17 protein-coding genes and 1 pseudogene are annotated in these 15028 nt (G+C 64.4%); 11 read left to right on the top strand and 7 right to left on the bottom strand.

Translation table 11 applies throughout. The features are described from left to right. Positions 1-3: 3 nt before the first annotated feature. Complete coding sequence (locus RBB16_RS03150; protein ID WP_306044753.1) at positions 4-885, bottom strand: hypothetical protein; 882 nt, start codon at positions 883-885, stop codon at positions 4-6. A 194-nt stretch (positions 886-1079) separates the two neighbouring features. Here RBB16_RS03150 and RBB16_RS03155 point away from each other — a divergent pair, with 194 nt between their 5' ends. The 6 genes from RBB16_RS03155 to RBB16_RS03180 all read left to right on the top strand — a co-directional run bounded on the left by RBB16_RS03155 (position 1080) and on the right by RBB16_RS03180 (position 5806). Next, positions 1080-2108: a hypothetical protein gene (locus RBB16_RS03155; RefSeq protein WP_306044754.1), complete on the top strand. Its 1029-nt coding sequence runs from the start codon at positions 1080-1082 to the stop codon at positions 2106-2108. Positions 2109-2380: 272 nt separating this feature from the next. Continuing rightward, a complete protein-coding gene (locus RBB16_RS03160) occupies positions 2381-2584 on the top strand; it encodes a hypothetical protein (protein ID WP_306044755.1) in 204 nt (67 codons plus the stop codon). A 72-nt stretch (positions 2585-2656) separates the two neighbouring features. Then, the gene (gene pheS / locus RBB16_RS03165; RefSeq protein ID WP_306044756.1) at positions 2657-3721 is read left to right on the top strand and encodes a phenylalanine--tRNA ligase subunit alpha; all 1065 of its coding nucleotides are present in this window, start codon (positions 2657-2659) and stop codon (positions 3719-3721) included. A 4-nt stretch (positions 3722-3725) separates the two neighbouring features. After that, a complete protein-coding gene (locus RBB16_RS03170) occupies positions 3726-4157 on the top strand; it encodes a hypothetical protein (protein ID WP_306044757.1) in 432 nt (143 codons plus the stop codon). A 486-nt stretch (positions 4158-4643) separates the two neighbouring features. Continuing rightward, the gene (locus RBB16_RS03175) at positions 4644-5057 is read left to right on the top strand and encodes a hypothetical protein (RefSeq protein ID WP_306044758.1); all 414 of its coding nucleotides are present in this window, start codon (positions 4644-4646) and stop codon (positions 5055-5057) included. Then, on the top strand, positions 5054-5806 hold the full coding sequence (locus tag RBB16_RS03180; RefSeq protein WP_306044759.1) for a type 1 glutamine amidotransferase: 753 nt from the start codon (positions 5054-5056) through the stop codon (positions 5804-5806). The genes RBB16_RS03175 and RBB16_RS03180 overlap by 4 nt, the downstream gene beginning before the upstream one ends. Here RBB16_RS03180 and RBB16_RS03185 read toward each other — a convergent pair. Further along, complete coding sequence (locus RBB16_RS03185) at positions 5803-6432, bottom strand: META domain-containing protein (RefSeq protein WP_306044760.1); 630 nt, start codon at positions 6430-6432, stop codon at positions 5803-5805. The two genes, RBB16_RS03180 and RBB16_RS03185, sit on opposite strands and share 4 nt — an antisense overlap. A gap of 147 nt (positions 6433-6579) precedes the next feature. Between RBB16_RS03185 and pheT the strand changes: the two genes are divergently transcribed. Together pheT and RBB16_RS03195 are read left to right on the top strand one after the other, a co-directional pair. Beyond that, positions 6580-9000, top strand: a complete 2421-nt coding sequence (gene pheT, locus RBB16_RS03190) for a phenylalanine--tRNA ligase subunit beta (RefSeq protein WP_306044761.1) — start codon at positions 6580-6582, stop codon at positions 8998-9000. 92 nt (positions 9001-9092) lie between these two features. After that, a complete protein-coding gene (locus tag RBB16_RS03195; protein ID WP_306044762.1) occupies positions 9093-9539 on the top strand; it encodes a YtoQ family protein in 447 nt (148 codons plus the stop codon). Here the strand turns inward: RBB16_RS03195 and RBB16_RS03200 are convergent. Beyond that, positions 9509-10933, bottom strand: a complete 1425-nt coding sequence (locus RBB16_RS03200; RefSeq protein WP_306044763.1) for a PLP-dependent aminotransferase family protein — start codon at positions 10931-10933, stop codon at positions 9509-9511. The genes RBB16_RS03195 and RBB16_RS03200 overlap by 31 nt on opposite strands. 84 nt (positions 10934-11017) lie before the next feature. On the opposite strand from RBB16_RS03200, the gene RBB16_RS03205 reads away from it, so the two are divergent. Then, positions 11018-11665: a pyridoxamine 5'-phosphate oxidase family protein gene (locus tag RBB16_RS03205; RefSeq protein ID WP_306044764.1), complete on the top strand. Its 648-nt coding sequence runs from the start codon at positions 11018-11020 to the stop codon at positions 11663-11665. Here the strand turns inward: RBB16_RS03205 and RBB16_RS03210 are convergent, their stop codons facing one another. Continuing rightward, the gene (locus RBB16_RS03210) at positions 11666-12364 is read right to left on the bottom strand and encodes a glutathione S-transferase family protein (protein WP_306044765.1); all 699 of its coding nucleotides are present in this window, start codon (positions 12362-12364) and stop codon (positions 11666-11668) included. 121 nt (positions 12365-12485) lie between these two features. Here RBB16_RS03210 and mscL point away from each other — a divergent pair, with 121 nt between their 5' ends. Then, positions 12486-12926 (top strand): large conductance mechanosensitive channel protein MscL, encoded by a 441-nt coding sequence (gene mscL, locus RBB16_RS03215; protein WP_306044766.1) that lies wholly within the window; start codon positions 12486-12488, stop codon positions 12924-12926. Here mscL and RBB16_RS03220 read toward each other — a convergent pair. Beyond that, positions 12923-13255, bottom strand: a complete 333-nt coding sequence (locus RBB16_RS03220; RefSeq protein WP_306044767.1) for an AzlD domain-containing protein — start codon at positions 13253-13255, stop codon at positions 12923-12925. The two genes, mscL and RBB16_RS03220, sit on opposite strands and share 4 nt — an antisense overlap. Then, positions 13252-13947, bottom strand: a complete 696-nt coding sequence (locus tag RBB16_RS03225) for an AzlC family ABC transporter permease (RefSeq protein ID WP_306044768.1) — start codon at positions 13945-13947, stop codon at positions 13252-13254. Before RBB16_RS03225 ends, RBB16_RS03220 begins: the two co-directional genes overlap by 4 nt. Before the next feature lie 112 nt (positions 13948-14059). Here RBB16_RS03225 and mobA point away from each other — a divergent pair, with 112 nt between their 5' ends. Beyond that, on the top strand, positions 14060-14668 hold the full coding sequence (mobA, locus tag RBB16_RS03230; RefSeq protein WP_306044769.1) for a molybdenum cofactor guanylyltransferase MobA: 609 nt from the start codon (positions 14060-14062) through the stop codon (positions 14666-14668). Between the two features lie 274 nt (positions 14669-14942). Here mobA and RBB16_RS03235 read toward each other — a convergent pair. Continuing rightward, positions 14943-15028, bottom strand: a pseudogene (locus RBB16_RS03235) (IS5/IS1182 family transposase); the annotation flags it as partial.

Genomic DNA, 15028 nt, shown 5'->3' on the forward strand with positions numbered 1-15028 from the left:
TTGTCACTCCCGACGCAGCAGGTGATCGGGCGAGTCCCAGGGTTGCGCCATCGGCGGCCCCGCGCGGCGAATGCGGCCCCGGATCGGGCTGGCCGCGACACCAGCCAGCCGGATACCATCGGAATTGGCGAAACGGGCCTGCAATTCGGCCCGCCCCCGTGTTCCGAAAAGGGCATAGAGTCCGGCGGCATATTTCTTGAACGTGCCCTGGCTGACCCCCATGGCCCGTGCTGCCTCGGCCAGCCCGGCGCCTGTCAGCAGCTGCGCCAGGGCTTCGCGCTGACGCGTTGTCAGGCCGTGCACCGGCGACTGGCTGTCGGCCAGCCGGGTGCCCACCAGTCGCATCAGCCCGAGCGTCAGCACCCGCATCAGCTTACGGTCCTCGGGCGTGAAGAACGGATCCTCGCGTCCGCGAACGCAGACATGCATGACCGAGCGCGCTGGGCCTTTTCTCCCGCGGATCGGGGCAATGGCGATCAGGAAATCCCCGATCCCGGCCTCGGCCATGTTGTCCCGGTAGAAGGCACCCCGGAAATAGTCTTCGGGCGGCATAAGATCGGTGATCGACGTGACCAGAAACTGCTTGCGCCGTGCCTGGATCGCCGCGAACAGAGGATCGTGCACGTGGTTTCCAGAGACCTGATAGCGGGCAAAACTGCGTGCCTGCTCGGGCGTCGGCCAGTCCGTGGCCACGAAATCCAGCACGCCCGCCCGCGCGGGATCGTTGATGAAGGCATACTCGCCGCAATGGGCATTGATCCCGCCAAACAGGTCGCGCAGCCCTTCGGCCAGGGTCTGCCGCCAGCCGGTCGGATCGTTTCCGTATCGCAGGCAGGCGTCCAATAGCTGATAAACCTCGCGCAGATTGCGCAACGTAACATCCATGGCTGGCCCCCGACCGACCCCAATGTGACACCAAGCCAAGCGCAGTCCGGGTCAAAAGGCAATGCCGCAGGTCCGTGACCGTGTTTTTCCCCCCCTTTCGGCCCATAGAGGCGGCTGCCGTGGCGCGATACTCTCGGGTCGTCTGCAAGAAACGATGGCGCGGGGGCAGCCCCCCCGTGTTGGGGGACAGCACCATGACAAGATCTTCCTACCCGGCCGTCGCGCTGGGGTGCGCGCTCTGCTGCGCCGGTATGGCTTCGGCGAACGAAACGGTTCCCACCGTCGCTCCGCCCGCCACTTTGCCGGTGGGGCAACTCGTGGGGCAGGCCAGCCTCAGCTACGGTTTCAACGACAATGTGCTCTTCGTAGCGGACCAGTCCCTGTTCTTTCCCCCGGGCGGCGAACAGGCCGCCTCATTCGCCACCCTGAGAATCGGTGCGGCCTACGAATGGCCCGGCAGCGGCACGCTGTCTTTCGGGGTGATCGGCGGGATCAGCGCGACCCGCTACTTTGGCGACCAGCCCGCCGGAATGCCCCCCGGCACGGATGACCCGAGCGCCTATTCCAATGCTGCGGTCTCGGCCACGCTCTTTGCCCGTTACTCGCCGGGCGGTCCGGGCGGGCGGCTTGAAATCCTGCCAAGCTACACGTTCCGCCACGAAAGCGACGCCGATGTCGAAGCCCTCGGGCTGACCAGCCATCAACTGCGTCTGGATGCGCGCTACCAGGCCTCGCCTCAGCTACGCGTGGACGGGCACCTGCTCTACCAGAACAATGATTTCAGTGTCGTCTTCCCGCAGCCCACCCGTGACCGAGATGCCGATTATACCGAGGCGGGGCTTGGGCTTGTCTATACGACCGCACCCGGCGGGGTGGCCTTCCGCGCCGGGATCGCTCTGGAACACAATGATGCCAATGGATCGGACTGGTCCTATGACGGGCTCCGCCTCAGCGCCGGGATTAGCGGCCCGCTGGCGGCCAACCTCTTCGGTGCGCTCGATGTCAGCATATCCGACAGCGATACCGGCATGGGCTTCACCGATCTGGTGGCGGGCGGACGCACGGACCAGACCGTCACCACCCTCACCGGCCGGTTGGTCTATCGCCTGAGCGAAACCGGCAGCATCACCGCAACCGTCACCTACCACGACGTCAGCGCCAACAACCCCGCCTTTTCCGGCAACAGCCTGACAGGAGCGATCGGCTATGCCTTCCAGTTCTGAACTCCTGAAGGCAAGCAGAAGGCTGATGCGTCCTGCCGGATTAGCCGTGACGCTGGCTTTGGTGCTATCTGGCTGCGCAGGATATTCCTGCACCGAGGACTCGGCACTTGGCTCCTACTACGACGGGGATGGTAATTTTGTTGGTTGTGGAACCCCGGATTGGGTCATCGATTTTCTTTTCGTAACGGCACCGATCTGGTCGGTATCATCCCCATGAGCATTCAGGAGCAAAACAGAATGCGCAGGGCCCCGGAGGGCGTGAGGCAATGCTGATGACACCGGATCAAGGAACGAAGCGCAGCCGCATTTCCCGGATCGGATGTGGGGTTGCCCTTGTGGCAGTTCTGCTTCTACCGGGGTGCGACTGCTACGACCGGGACGCATACGGCAACTGCGCGACCCCGACCGTCACCTATGACCTGCCCATAGCCCTGTTGCTGTTCAGCTCCACCACCTGGGCCATCTCGTCGGACTGATCCACCGCTCGCCGCTTGCATTCCGGGCCTTGGCTGGCTAGCAGTCTTGCCGAAGCGACGAAGGGCGAGACCATGGACGAATTGCGCGAAAAGTACCTCAAAGCCATTGCCGATGTGGCCGATGAGGCGGGGCTGGAGGATCTGCGCGTGCAGGCCCTTGGCAAGAAGGGTGAGATCAGCCTGCAAATGCGCGAGTTGGGCAAGATGACGCCCGAGGAACGCCAGGTCGCGGGACCGGCGCTGAATGCGCTGAAGAACGAGGTCAATTCCGCCATCGCCGCCCGCAAGGCCGCCCTTGGCGACGCGGCGCTGAATGAACGGCTGCGCGGCGAATGGCTCGACGTGACGCTGCCCGCGCGCCACCGCCGTCAGGGCACCATCCACCCGGTCAGCCAGGTCACCGAAGAGGTCACCGCGATCTTCGCCGATATGGGCTTCGCCGTCGCCGAGGGCCCGCAGATCGAAACCGACTGGTACAATTTCGACGCGCTCAACATCCCCGGCCACCACCCCGCGCGGGCCGAGATGGACACGTTCTATACGCATCGCAAAGAGGGCGACAATCGCCCGCCCCATGTGCTGCGCACCCACACTTCCCCGGTGCAGATCCGCTACATGGAACAGCACGGCACCCCCTGCCGGGTGATCGCCCCGGGCCGCGTCTACCGCGCCGATTACGACCAGACCCATACGCCGATGTTCCACCAGGTCGAGGGGCTGGCCATCGACAAGGATATCTCCATGGCGAACCTGAAATGGGTGCTGGAGGAATTCTTCTCGGCCTATTTCGGCGCCAAGGTCCGCACCCGCTTCCGCGCCTCGCATTTCCCCTTCACCGAACCCTCTGCCGAGGTCGATATCCAGTGTTCCTGGGAAGGCGGCACCGTGAAGGTGGGCGAGGGCGACGACTGGCTGGAGGTGCTGGGGTCGGGCATGGTCCACCCCCATGTGCTGCGCTCCGCCGGGGTCGATCCGGACCAGTGGCAGGGCTTTGCGTTCGGGATGGGCATCGACCGGATCGCGATGCTGAAATACGGCATCCCGGATCTGCGCGCGTTCTTCGATTCAGACCTGCGCTGGCTGAGGCATTACGGGTTCAGCGCGCTCGACGTCCCGGCGGTGCATTCGGGGGTGTGAGTGGATGGGCTGGGAAACTCTGCTCGCAGGTTGTGTTTCGCTTCTTGTTGGCGTCGTGATCTATGCCACGCAGAAGTATTTTGATCGACGTGAACAAGTTCGTGCACGCCACTTTGCTGCATACGTCGAAATGGTGCAGTCGATTTGCGAATTAGCCAACGCTCACAATCGGAATGGTGTGGGAAAAGAAGACGCCCTCTCAGGTTATGCTACCGCAAAAATGAAATTCGCAATTGTCGCTTCCGATGGTGCGATGAAGAAACTCGTTGAATTTGATCGACTAATTACCTCTGGGGATAGGGTTCCGCACGACAAATTTGACTGTGCACTTTCTGACTTCATGTTAGAGGTTCGAAGGGAAAACATCGGTTCAACAAGTATACCCGTTGAAGAGATTATCACGATAACGCCATTCGGCAAATCGCTTAGAGGGTGAGTTCGCTTCGTTCATCTTTTTCCAGACGCGGGACCAAGGCCGTAAGGCCGCCGCGCATCGCCGGGCCGCCCCCCGGCACGGCGATTTGGCTGCCACAAGCGCGACGCTCCGATCTCACGCGGACTTGGCCAACATAAACCACCCTGCACCACCGTGGGGATCGCCGCACCGCGGCCCGCCAATGCGCGGCTCCAACCCCTGACACCCGCGCCCCTTCCGATCCATTGCACCCACCTCTCCCCCCGCGCGGGGGAAGGGCCTTCGAAGGCCCTTTCAAAGAGGTTTCGAAACCTCTTCCCCGCGCCAACGGACAGGGCGTGTCCCAGATCCGGGGCCCGTCCTGAAATCACCGTTTCGTCTGCACAGGGGGTGTACGGGGCGTGTACAGGGGGTGTACGCATGGCACCCCCCCTTTTCGTGCAATCCGCGCTTTGCCAAACCCGCATCCCGCGCTAGGCTTCCCCGTCCCCAACCCGGAGCCTGACCATGCTGAAATCCCTCACCGCCGCCGCCCTCGCCCTGACCCTCGCCGCCCCTGCGCTGGCGGATGAGGTCTGGTCCTCCGAGACCGGGGAAATCGTCTATCTGGCCGATGAATACGGCGCCGCCATCCTCAGCTTTTCCGACTATGGCGGCTTGCCGGGAGAGCTGGTTTTCCCCGGTCTTGCAGGCAATTTCACCGATCGCGGCGTGCATCACGGCTACTGGGTCGGCCAAAGCGACATGCAATGCGCCGCAGCCCTTGGCCGCCCCGGCGGCATGACCAGCCTGACCTGGGGCCGCGCCGTGATCGCCTTTGATGAAATGGGCTTTCCGTCCGCCTTCACGGTGCTTCTGGGCGATTGCGACGAAGACCTGACCCGGTCGCTCAGGGCCGAGCCTATTGTCGGTGGCCAATGAAGATCCTGATCGTCGATTCCAATCCGCCAGAGCTGCCCATAGATGATGTGCAAACCTTTCAGGAGGTTCTGCAAGCCGTTGATCCCGCGATGGAAATCACGGTGATCAACCCCTATGCCGATCCCGCTGCGCGCCCGGATCTGGAGGGCGTGGGCGGTGTGATTTTCACCGGATCGGGCGTGGATTGGGGCGTGGATGACCCGCGCGCCGAGCCGCTGCGCGCCGTGGCCCGCGCGGTGTTTGATGCCAAACGCCCCGCTTACGGTTCCTGCAATGGCATGCAACTGGGCGCGTATATGTTGGGCGGCGCGGTTGGGGCGTCGCCCAATGGACGCGAAGACGGGCTTGCGCGGGATATCCGGCTGACCGACGCGGGCCGCGACCATCCCTTTCTGGCGGGGCGTCAGGATGGCTATGCGGTGCCCTGCGTGCATCGCGATGAGGTCACGCGCCTGCCGGAGTGCGCGGTTTTGCTGGCGGGCAATGCCCATTCGCCGGTGCAGGCCTTTGCCTATGAACAGGACGGACAGCGGTTCTGGGGCGTGCAGTACCACCCCGAGATATCGCCGTGCTTGATGGCCGCGATCCTGCCGCATGTGGGGGACTACCCGGATGCGATATGCGAGGCGTTCCGACGGGCCGAAACAGATGCGGGCGCGGCCCGCCAACTGGGGGCCGCGCCCGGTGATTTGCAGCCGGATCAACGGGTTACCGAGATCCGGAACTGGCTGGCCAGCCTGTCCGCTTAGGGCGCGTCAACGCGCAGGGCGAACTCGGCCAGCTTGTCGCCTTCGCCGTCCAGCAGCACCAGCATCTCGGGGCCCATGGCCACGAGCGAGGCGCTGTCCAGAACCCGCATGAAGGCGTTTTCCAGATCGCCCAGGGGACCAAGGCAGCCCATCTGGGTCATGCCGTATTCCGCCGAGGCAATCGTGCCGTCATACATGGTCAGCTCGCCAAAGATACGATTGCAGCCGGCATAGGCGCTAAATGAGCCGTCGATATCGACGTTGAACTCGGTCACGGCCAGCAGCTCCGTATCAAACTCCAGCGGGTTGGCCTCGTCATCCATGATCTCGGCCAGGGTCCAGCCGCCTGCAAAGGGAATGGGCTCGGCTACTTCCACCAGAACCGGCGGTTCCAGCGGCAGATCGGGGGCGGGGCGGTCAAGCAGGACAGCCTGCGGAAACCGCTCTGCCGCCATGTCACGGATGAAGGCCTCGGCCATGCCGAAGGCAGACCCCTGCGGCATGGGATGCGCAAAGGCGGAGGGGCCGGGGAAATGGCCCTGCTGAATGATCACCATGTCCGCATGGGCAGCGGGCGCGGCGAGAAGGGCCGCCAAAGCGGCGGCACGGAACGTAAGGGGGCGCATGAAAGCTCCTTTCAGTTGGGGTGCAACCCCCGCATCATCGCTTGTGGGTCGGTTCCGAGTAGCACAGGGTTCAATCTGCGCCCGCCGCTTCCATTCCGCCCGCAACTGCGCTAAGCGCGGGCGGGACAGACGCAAGGGACGAACACGATGAAATTCACCCTCTCCTGGTTGAAGGACCACCTGGACACCACCGCCTCGCTCGATGAGATCTGCGAGGTGCTGAACGATATCGGGCTGGAGGTCGAAGGGGTCGAGGATCGCGCCTCGCGTCTCAAGGAATTTACCCTCGCCAAGGTCACCCATGCCGAGAAACACCCGGAGGCCGACCGCCTGCGCGTGTGCAAGGTGGAGAGTGACGAAGGCGAGATGCAGATCATCTGCGGCGCTCCCAATGCGCGGGCCGGGATCACCGTGGTTCTGGCCAAGCCCGGCAGCTATATCCCCGGTCTCGACATCACGATTGGTGTTGGCAAGATCCGTGGGATCGAGAGCTATGGCATGATGGCGTCGGAGCGCGAGCTGGAACTCTCGGACGAACATGACGGCATCATCGAGCTGCCCTCGGGCGAGGTGGGTGACCGTTTCGTCGACTGGCTGGCGGCGAACGACCCGGCCAAGGTCGACCCGGTGATCGAGATCGCGATCACCCCCAATCGTCAGGACGCGCTTGGCGTGCGTGGCGTGGCCCGCGACCTGGCCGCGCGCGGCCTGGGCACGTTGAAGCCGCTCGATGACGTGACCGTACCGGGCCAGTTCCCCAGCCCGATCGGAGTCAGCATCGATGCCGACACGCTGGACGATTGCCCGCATTTCACCGGACGCCTGATCAAGGGTGTGAAGAACGGCCCCTCGCCCCAATGGTTGCAGGACCGTCTACGCGCTATCGGTCTGCGGCCCATTTCGGCCCTGGTCGATGTGACGAACTTCTTCACCTACGATCAGAACCGCCCGCTGCACGTGTTCGACGCCGACAAGGTCAAGGGTAACCTGCGGGTGCACAAGGCGCAGGGTGGTGAGACGCTGGTCGCTCTGGACGACAAGGAGTACACCTTCGCGGCTGGCCAGATCGCCATTTCCGATGACGAGGCGGTGGAAAGCATCGCGGGCATCATGGGCGGCGATCCCACGGGTTGCACCGAAGAAACGGTCAATGTCTTCCTTGAAAGCGCCTATTGGGACCCGATCCGCACCGCCTATACGGGCCGCGACCTGAAGATCCATTCCGACGCGCGCTACCGGTTCGAACGGGGCGTGGACCCGGACTACACCCTGCCGGGGCTGGAAGCGGCCACGCAGATGATCCTCGATCTGTGCGGCGGCGAAGCCTCTGAAGTTGTCGAAGCAGGCGCCGCGCTCAATACCGCGCGCAGCTACAAGCTCGATACCGCACGGGTGATCAGCCTTGTGGGCATGGAGATCCCGAAAGAGGAACAGGCGCGCATCCTGACCGCGCTCGGTTTCTCGGCCACCGGCGCGGGCGATGTGCTGGAGGTCTGGGTGCCGTCCTGGCGGCGGGATGTGCAGGGAGAGGCGGACCTTGTGGAAGAGGTCGCGCGGATTGCGTCCCTGACCAAACTGGAACCGCAACCGCTGCGCCGCCCCAAGCCGGGCGTGCCGAAGGCCGTGCTGACGCCGATGCAGCAGCGCGAACGCGCGGCAAGGCGGACGGTGGCGGCGCTTGGCTACAACGAATGCGTGACCTACAGCTTCATTGATCAGGCCTCGGCGGCGCTCTTTGGCGGCGGCACGGATGACGTGATGCTGGAGAACCCGATTTCCAGCGAGATGAGCCATATGCGCCCCGCGCTGCTGCCGGGCCTTCTGCAAGCCGCCGCCCGCAACCAGGCGCGTGGGTTCATGGACCTCGCCCTGTTCGAGGTCGGCGCGGCCTTTCACGGGGGCGAACCCACCGAACAGCACCTGCAGGCGGCGGGCCTGCTGATCGGCCAGAGCGGCCCCCGCGACCCGCATGGCGCCCGCCGTCCGGTCGATGTGTTCGACGTGAAAGTGGATGTGGAGGCGGTGCTGGCGGCCATGGGCGCGCCCGCCAAGGTACAGATCCTGCGCGATGGCGATGGCTGGTGGCATCCGGGCCGTCACGGGCGCATCTGCCTTGGGCCGAAGAAGACGCTCGGCGTGTTCGGCGAGCTGCACCCCAAGGTGCTGGCGGAAATGGATGTGAAGGGACCGGCGATGGCCTTCACCCTCTTCCCCGAGGAAATCCCCATGCCGCGCAGCGCTGGCGCAAGCCGGGGCGCGCTGGATATGAGCGACCTACAGGCCGTGGAACGCGATTTCGCGTTCGTGGTGGATGCAGGGGTTGAGGCGGTGAACCTCGCCAACGCCGCTGCGGGGGCTGACAAGAAGCTGATCGAGGATGTGCGCATCTTCGACGAGTTCACCGGCGAGAGGGCCGAGGCGCAGATGGGGGCAGGCAAGAAATCCGTCGCGCTGAGCGTCCGGATGCAGCCGCGTGACAAGACACTGACCGAGGAAGAGATCGAGGCCGTGGGCGCGAAGATCGTCGAGAAGGTCGCGAAAGCCACGGGCGGGGTGCTGCGGGGCTGACCGGTTTCGCCGCGCGTCGCGCGTCGACCCGCGGGGGGCGCTGCCCCCCGGACCCCCCGAGGTATTTGGGCCAAGATGAAAGGGAGATCGCAATGCTGAAAGTCTACCTGTCAGGAGAGATCCACACCGATTGGCGCGAGCAGATTATTGCGGGGGCCGAGGGACTCGACGTGGTGTTTTCCGCGCCGGTCACAGACCATGAGGCCAGCGACGATTGCGGTGTGGCGATCATGGGGGCGGAGGACGACAAGTTCTGGCATGACCACAAGGGCGCCAAGCTGAACGCCATCCGCACCCGGCGCGGGATCGAGCAGGCGGATGTGGTCGTTGTGCGCTTCGGTGAGAAATACAAGCAGTGGAACGCGGCATTTGACGCGGGCTATGCGGCGGCGCTTGGCAAATCGGTGATCGTTCTGTCGATGCCGGAGCATCAGCATGCGCTGAAAGAGGTGCATGCGGCGGCGCTGGCAGTGACGTCGGAGCCGCGGCAGGTGGTCGAGATATTGCGCTACGTTCTGACGGGCGCCCTGCCGTCCTGAAGCACGCGGGCGAGGCGCTGAACGGCGTCTTCCAGCTGGTCTGTTGAAAAGCCTGCATATCCCAATACCAGCCCCTGTGGGCCATCGCCCTTTGGCCAATAGGCGGAGAGCGCGCGGAGGGTGAGGCCCGCTTGGGTGGCACGTGCTGCGATATCCGTGTCACGCATCGTGGAGGTTGCCGGGCCAAGGCGGCAGACAAGGTGCATTCCGGATGGGTCCGGATCCGCGCGCAGGTGGTCGGGCAGGTGCCGGGACAGGGCCGAAAGCAGCACCTGCTGCCGGTCCGCATAGACCCGGCGCATCCGGCGCAGATGGGTGGCGAAGGCGCCGCTGTCCATGAACTCCGCCAGTGCCGGTTGCGGCACCAGCGAGGCGCGCGGGCCGGTTTGCGCAAGCGCCCTTCGAACGGGGGCGACCAGCGGCGGCGGCAGCACCATGTAGGCCAGTCGCAGGGCCGGAGAGATCAGCTTGGAGAAACTGCCCACATAGATCGTCTGCCCCGCCCCGAGCGACATGAGCGCGGGCAGGGGGGTGCCGGTGTAGCGAAACTCGCTGTCGTAGTCGTCTTCGATGATCCAGGCGGTGTTGCGGGTGGCCCAGGTGAGAAAGGCAAGGCGGCGGGGCAGGGGCATCGTGTGGCCCAATGGGTAGTGACGCGAGGGGGTGATGATGGCGGCACGGGCCGCTGCGGTCTCTGGCAGCACGGCGCCGCCCTCATCGACCGCCATGGGCACCAGGGACAGGCCTGCCCCTGACAGGGCGGCCCGCATCGGGGCGAAGCCGGGTTGCTCGACCAGGACCCGGTCACCGCGCGTCATCAGGCTGCGGGCGAGGAGTTCAAAGGTTTCGGTCGCGCCCGAGGTGATCACCACCTGCCCCGGATCACAATCGATCCCGCGCCATGCCTTGAGGTGGGCGGCGATAGCTGCGCGCAGGGCGGGCCAGCCAAGCGGGTTAGGGGTGGCGAGCAGATCGGGATGCGGGTGCCGCCACGCCCGGTCGAGATGGCGCGCCCAGGTTGCGTGGGGCAGCAGCGTCATGTTGGGGATGCCGGGGTGGAAAGGCCGGTAGGGCTGCGAGGGGTCGGGTCGGGGCAGCGGGGTCGGACCGGGCGGTGCCAGATGCGGCAGGTCCTTTGCCACGAAGCATCCGGCCCCCTGGCGGGTTTCCAGATAGCCCTCGGCCACCAGTTGATCCAACGCGGTGAGGGTGGTCTGGCGGGACACGGACAGATCCTTTGCCAATTGGCGGCTGGCAGGCAGGCGCGCACCGGGCGGGGCCTGGCCTGACAGGATCAGGCGGCGCAGGGCCTCGGTCAGCTGGATATGCAGCGGCTCTCTCGTGGTTCGGTCGAGGCTGATGGCCAGCAGGGCGGCATCCAGATTGGTCTGCATCTAATCATCAAAATTGGATATTCAGTGCAGACCAATTGCATGGCACATCCCCCCTGACAAGTCAGTTTTCAGGAAAGACGCAGCATGACACTGGAGATCACCCCGCGCACCCGCCTGCGCAGGTCCCACGAACGCGGGCATTTCGACCGGAACACCATCAACGCCATCCTCGACGCGCAGCCCATGTGCAGCGTTGGCTATGTGATCGACGGGTTGCCCTATGTGACGCCCACCTTTCAGTGGCGCGAGGGCAATCACGTCTATTGGCACGGCTCCAGCGCCAGCCGGGCGATCCGGGCCAGCAAGGGGGCGGAGGTCTGCCTGACGGTCTCGATCCTCGATGGGTTCGTGATGGCGCGGTCGGGGATGCATCATTCGGCCAACACGCGGTCGGTGATGCTGTTCGGTACGGCCTTCGTGGTGCCGGATGAGGACAAGGAGGCGCGGCTTTCGGCCTTCATCGACGGGCTCTGGCCGGGGCGGGCGGCGCAGCTCAGGCCGAACACGGCGCAGGAGCTGAAGGCAACGACGGTTCTGGGGATGGAGATCGCCGAGGGCAGCGCCAAGATCCGCACTGGCATGCCCATTGACGACGAGGAGGATTACGCGTTGCCGATCTGGGCCGGGGTGATCCCGCTGGAAACGCGGGCCGGTCCCCTTCAGGCCGACCCGCAGAACCTGCCGGGGGTGGAGCCGCCCGCGCATCTGACCGACTACCGCTGGAAAGCGTGATCAGTCGCGCGGCGGTGTCACAAGCCCGACCTGCACGGCGGGTCGGGCCAGGAACCGGTCCAGATAGGCGATGCAGTTGGGGAAATCCCACCATCCTACGGCCTCTCTCGCGCCATACATATCGAGGATGCGTAGCCACGGGCCGGTGGCGATATCGGCGATGGAATAGTCCCCACACAGCCACTCGCGGCCGTCCAGACGCTGTTCAACCACGGACAGCAGCCGCCGGGTTTCGGCGATGTAACGATCCTTGGGGCGCTTGTCGTCGATTGCCTTACCGTCCCCGCGGTAGAAATACCCAAGCTGCCCGAACATCGGCCCGATGCCACCCATCTGGAACATCAGCCATTGCAGGATATCGAGCCGCTCCGAAGCGCTGTTCCCGATCAGCTTGCCCGTCTTTTCCGCCAGATAGATCAGGATCGCCCCGCTTTCGAACACGCAGGCGGGCTGTCCGTCGGGGCCATCGGGGTCGATGATCGCGGGGATCTTGCCATTGGGGTTGAGCGTCAGGAATTCAGGGCTCTTCACGTCCTCTGGTTTCAGCGTGACCTTGTGCGCCTCGTAGGGAAGGGCCAGCTCCTCCAACGCGATGGAGATCTTGACGCCATTGGGCGTGGGAAAGGCGTAAAGCTGGATCGCATCGGGGTTGGTGGCGGGCCAGCGGGCGGTGATCGGGAAACGGGACAGATCTGCCATCGGGTATCCTGTTTGTCGCTTGAAGTCTGTCGGATTTCTCAAGACAAACAACTGAAGATTGTGTCAATTATTCTTCACCATCGGGCAGAGCGCCCGCAATTGTACAAAGGGAAGCAGGACAATGCTGAAAGAGTTCAAGGATTTCATTGCCCGCGGCAATGTCATGGACATGGCCGTCGGGATCATCGTCGGCGCGGCGTTCACCGCGATCGTGAAGTCGCTGGTCGATGACCTTATCCAGCCATTTATCGGGCTGTTCACCGGCGGGATCGACTTTTCCAACCTGTTCTACACCATGGGCGGCGGCGACTATGCCACGCTGGAAGCCGCGCGAGAGGCCGGGGCCGCGACCTTTGCCTATGGGTCATTCGTGATGGCGATCATCAATTTCCTGATCATTGCCTTCGTGGTCTTCATGCTGGTGCGCACGCTGAACAAGGTGAAAGAGGCGGCGATCGCCAAGGAAGCAGAAGCCGCGCCAGAGCCCGAGGCCGATCCCGGCCCGAGCGAGTTGGATATCCTGATCGAGATCCGCGACTCGCTGAAGGCGCGCGAAGGTTAAATCCCAAGCGCCTGCAGGGCGAAGAGCGCCGCAAGCCCGGTGGCAATCGTGGCAATGGCGTTCTTGGTCCAATAGCCCACGGCAAGCGCAAGAATGGCGGCGGTCAGGCGGGCAGGGTCCGTCTGGCCGCCGGTTGCGTTTGGCCACAGCACCATGGGCGTGACAAGCGCGGGCAGGATCGCCACGGCGGTATAGCGCAGGTGGCGCAGCAGCCAGTCGGGCAAGTCCCGATCACCCAGAAGGCCCAGAAAGGAGAACCGGATCGTGAAGGTGCCCACCCCGAGCGCCACGATGATGGTCCAGATGGTGGCGTCGCTCCACCCCGTCATTTCGTCATCCTCCGTTCCAGCTCGGCCCCCACGATCATACCGCCCGCGCCCGCCAACAGGATCCACAGGCTGTAGGGCACCCCTTGCAGCAGGATCGCCAGGATGATCGCGGTGATGGCAGCGGCCACGTGGGGCAGGGTGCGCAGGGCCGGGGCGAAAAAGGACATGAAGGCCACCGGTACGGCAAAGTCGATGGACAGTCCTGCCGGGATCGAGGCCCCAAGCACCGCGCCGATCCAGGTGGCCACGTACCACGGAAAGCAGATCACGGTGGCGGTGCCCATGTAGAAGCCCACCTTCTCGGACAGGGACATTGCGGGCTTCGCCTCGTATTCCATATGCGACAGCGCATAGGTGCCATCGACGTTGAAATAGGCGATCAGAATACGCTGCCAGCCCGGCGCGGGCCCCAGATGCGGGGCAAGGCTGGCGGCATACATCGCCATCCGCAGGTTCACGGCCAGGGCCGAGGCCAGAACGATCAGTGTCGGCGCCTGTTCCTGCATCAGCTGCACGGCGGTGAACTGCGCCGCGCCTGCGATGATCACCACGGAAAAGCCCATGATCTGCGCGAGGTTCAGCCCGGCCTCTGTCCCGACCACGCCGAAGAGCATGCCGAACGGGGCCACGACCAGAAGGAAGGGCAGGGCCGCGCGGATGCCGCGCCAATAAGCAGTGGTGGAGCTTGCCATGAGAGCGCCTTAGGATAGAGCCTGATACCGCCATTACCGGGGCTGAGGCGAAGAAGCAAATGATGGTCTGTGATCCTGACCTATTCCGTCACGTGATTTCCGCGGGGAAGACATGAAACAACCCGTCGGCGTGATCCTGGCAGGCGGGCAGGCGACCCGCATGGGCGGCGGCGACAAGGGGCGGTTGCTGCTTGGGGGACGGTCGCTCCTGTCCCGCGTGATCGAGCGGATCGAGCCTCAGGTTGCGGCACTGGCGCTGAACGCGAATGGGGACCCGTCGCGCTTCGCCGACCTTGGCCTGCCCGTGTTGCCCGATCCGGTCACGGGTTACCCCGGCCCCCTCGCTGGAGTGCTGGCGGGGATGGACTGGGCGGCGTCTCAGGGCGCCGATCATGTCGTCACCGTGGCCGCCGACACCCCCTTCCTGCCCGAAGACCTCGTCCCGCGCCTGCTGTTGGCCGCCGAAAGCGGCGCGCCCATTGTGCTCGCCAGCAGCGTTGTCGAGGGGCGAGAGACGCGCCACCCCACCTTCGGCCTGTGGTCGGTTTCTTTGCGGAAGGCCTTGCGGGCAGCGTTGGAGCGAGGCGAACGCAAGGTCGGGCTGTGGGCCGAACAGCAGGGGGCCGTGCTGGCGCGGTTCCCGTCCGGCCCCGTGGACCCGTTCTTCAACATCAACACGCCGGAGGAACTGGCGCGGGCGGAGGAATGGGTGGAGCGGTGAGCGAATGCTCGGGGGTGACAAAACCCTGACAAATCTACCTCGGTTCTGCCGGGGGGTTATGTCTCTGCCAACAGCTTGATGTCAGGTCGGGCAGATGGTCGTGCCAAAAACGACCATTTTTGACCGAGGCGTTTTGGCAGGGGGTTATTGTCCAGAATTTTGCTTGCCAAAGAAGAAGAGGCGTGGCCTGAACTGGCACGCCCCTTCCGTGTCATCATTATAGCACCATGACAAGAGCAACACCTGAGATGCCGATTTGCACTAGGCTCAGGACTCATAGCCAATAGATGACGGTCGCTGCGAGGGCGATTGCCGATAGGAAGACCCTTGGGCAGCGATCATACCGTGTCGCGACCCGGC

The sequence above is a fragment of the Nioella sp. MMSF_3534 genome (genome assembly GCF_030732985.1).
Classification (GTDB): domain Bacteria; phylum Pseudomonadota; class Alphaproteobacteria; order Rhodobacterales; family Rhodobacteraceae; genus Nioella.

Bases quoted from the DNA above. Each gene is read 5' to 3' on its own strand.
- RBB16_RS03160 (WP_306044755.1), top strand. From the start codon at position 2,381: ATGACACCGGATCAAGGAACGAAGCGCAGCCGCATTTCCCGGATCGGA.
- pheT (WP_306044761.1), top strand. From the start codon at position 6,580: ATGAAATTCACCCTCTCCTGGTTGAAGGACCACCTGGACACCACCGCC.
- mscL (WP_306044766.1), top strand. From the start codon at position 12,486: ATGCTGAAAGAGTTCAAGGATTTCATTGCCCGCGGCAATGTCATGGAC.
- RBB16_RS03205 (WP_306044764.1), top strand. From the start codon at position 11,018: ATGACACTGGAGATCACCCCGCGCACCCGCCTGCGCAGGTCCCACGAA.
- pheS (WP_306044756.1), top strand. From the start codon at position 2,657: ATGGACGAATTGCGCGAAAAGTACCTCAAAGCCATTGCCGATGTGGCC.
- RBB16_RS03175 (WP_306044758.1), top strand. From the start codon at position 4,644: ATGCTGAAATCCCTCACCGCCGCCGCCCTCGCCCTGACCCTCGCCGCC.
- RBB16_RS03200 (WP_306044763.1), bottom strand. From the start codon at position 10,933: ATGCAGACCAATCTGGATGCCGCCCTGCTGGCCATCAGCCTCGACCGA.
- RBB16_RS03150 (WP_306044753.1), bottom strand. From the start codon at position 885: ATGGATGTTACGTTGCGCAATCTGCGCGAGGTTTATCAGCTATTGGAC.
- RBB16_RS03170 (WP_306044757.1), top strand. From the start codon at position 3,726: ATGGGCTGGGAAACTCTGCTCGCAGGTTGTGTTTCGCTTCTTGTTGGC.
- RBB16_RS03155 (WP_306044754.1), top strand. From the start codon at position 1,080: ATGACAAGATCTTCCTACCCGGCCGTCGCGCTGGGGTGCGCGCTCTGC.
- RBB16_RS03195 (WP_306044762.1), top strand. From the start codon at position 9,093: ATGCTGAAAGTCTACCTGTCAGGAGAGATCCACACCGATTGGCGCGAG.
- RBB16_RS03225 (WP_306044768.1), bottom strand. From the start codon at position 13,947: ATGGCAAGCTCCACCACTGCTTATTGGCGCGGCATCCGCGCGGCCCTG.
- RBB16_RS03220 (WP_306044767.1), bottom strand. From the start codon at position 13,255: ATGACGGGGTGGAGCGACGCCACCATCTGGACCATCATCGTGGCGCTC.
- RBB16_RS03210 (WP_306044765.1), bottom strand. From the start codon at position 12,364: ATGGCAGATCTGTCCCGTTTCCCGATCACCGCCCGCTGGCCCGCCACC.
- RBB16_RS03180 (WP_306044759.1), top strand. From the start codon at position 5,054: ATGAAGATCCTGATCGTCGATTCCAATCCGCCAGAGCTGCCCATAGAT.
- RBB16_RS03185 (WP_306044760.1), bottom strand. From the start codon at position 6,432: ATGCGCCCCCTTACGTTCCGTGCCGCCGCTTTGGCGGCCCTTCTCGCC.
- mobA (WP_306044769.1), top strand. From the start codon at position 14,060: ATGAAACAACCCGTCGGCGTGATCCTGGCAGGCGGGCAGGCGACCCGC.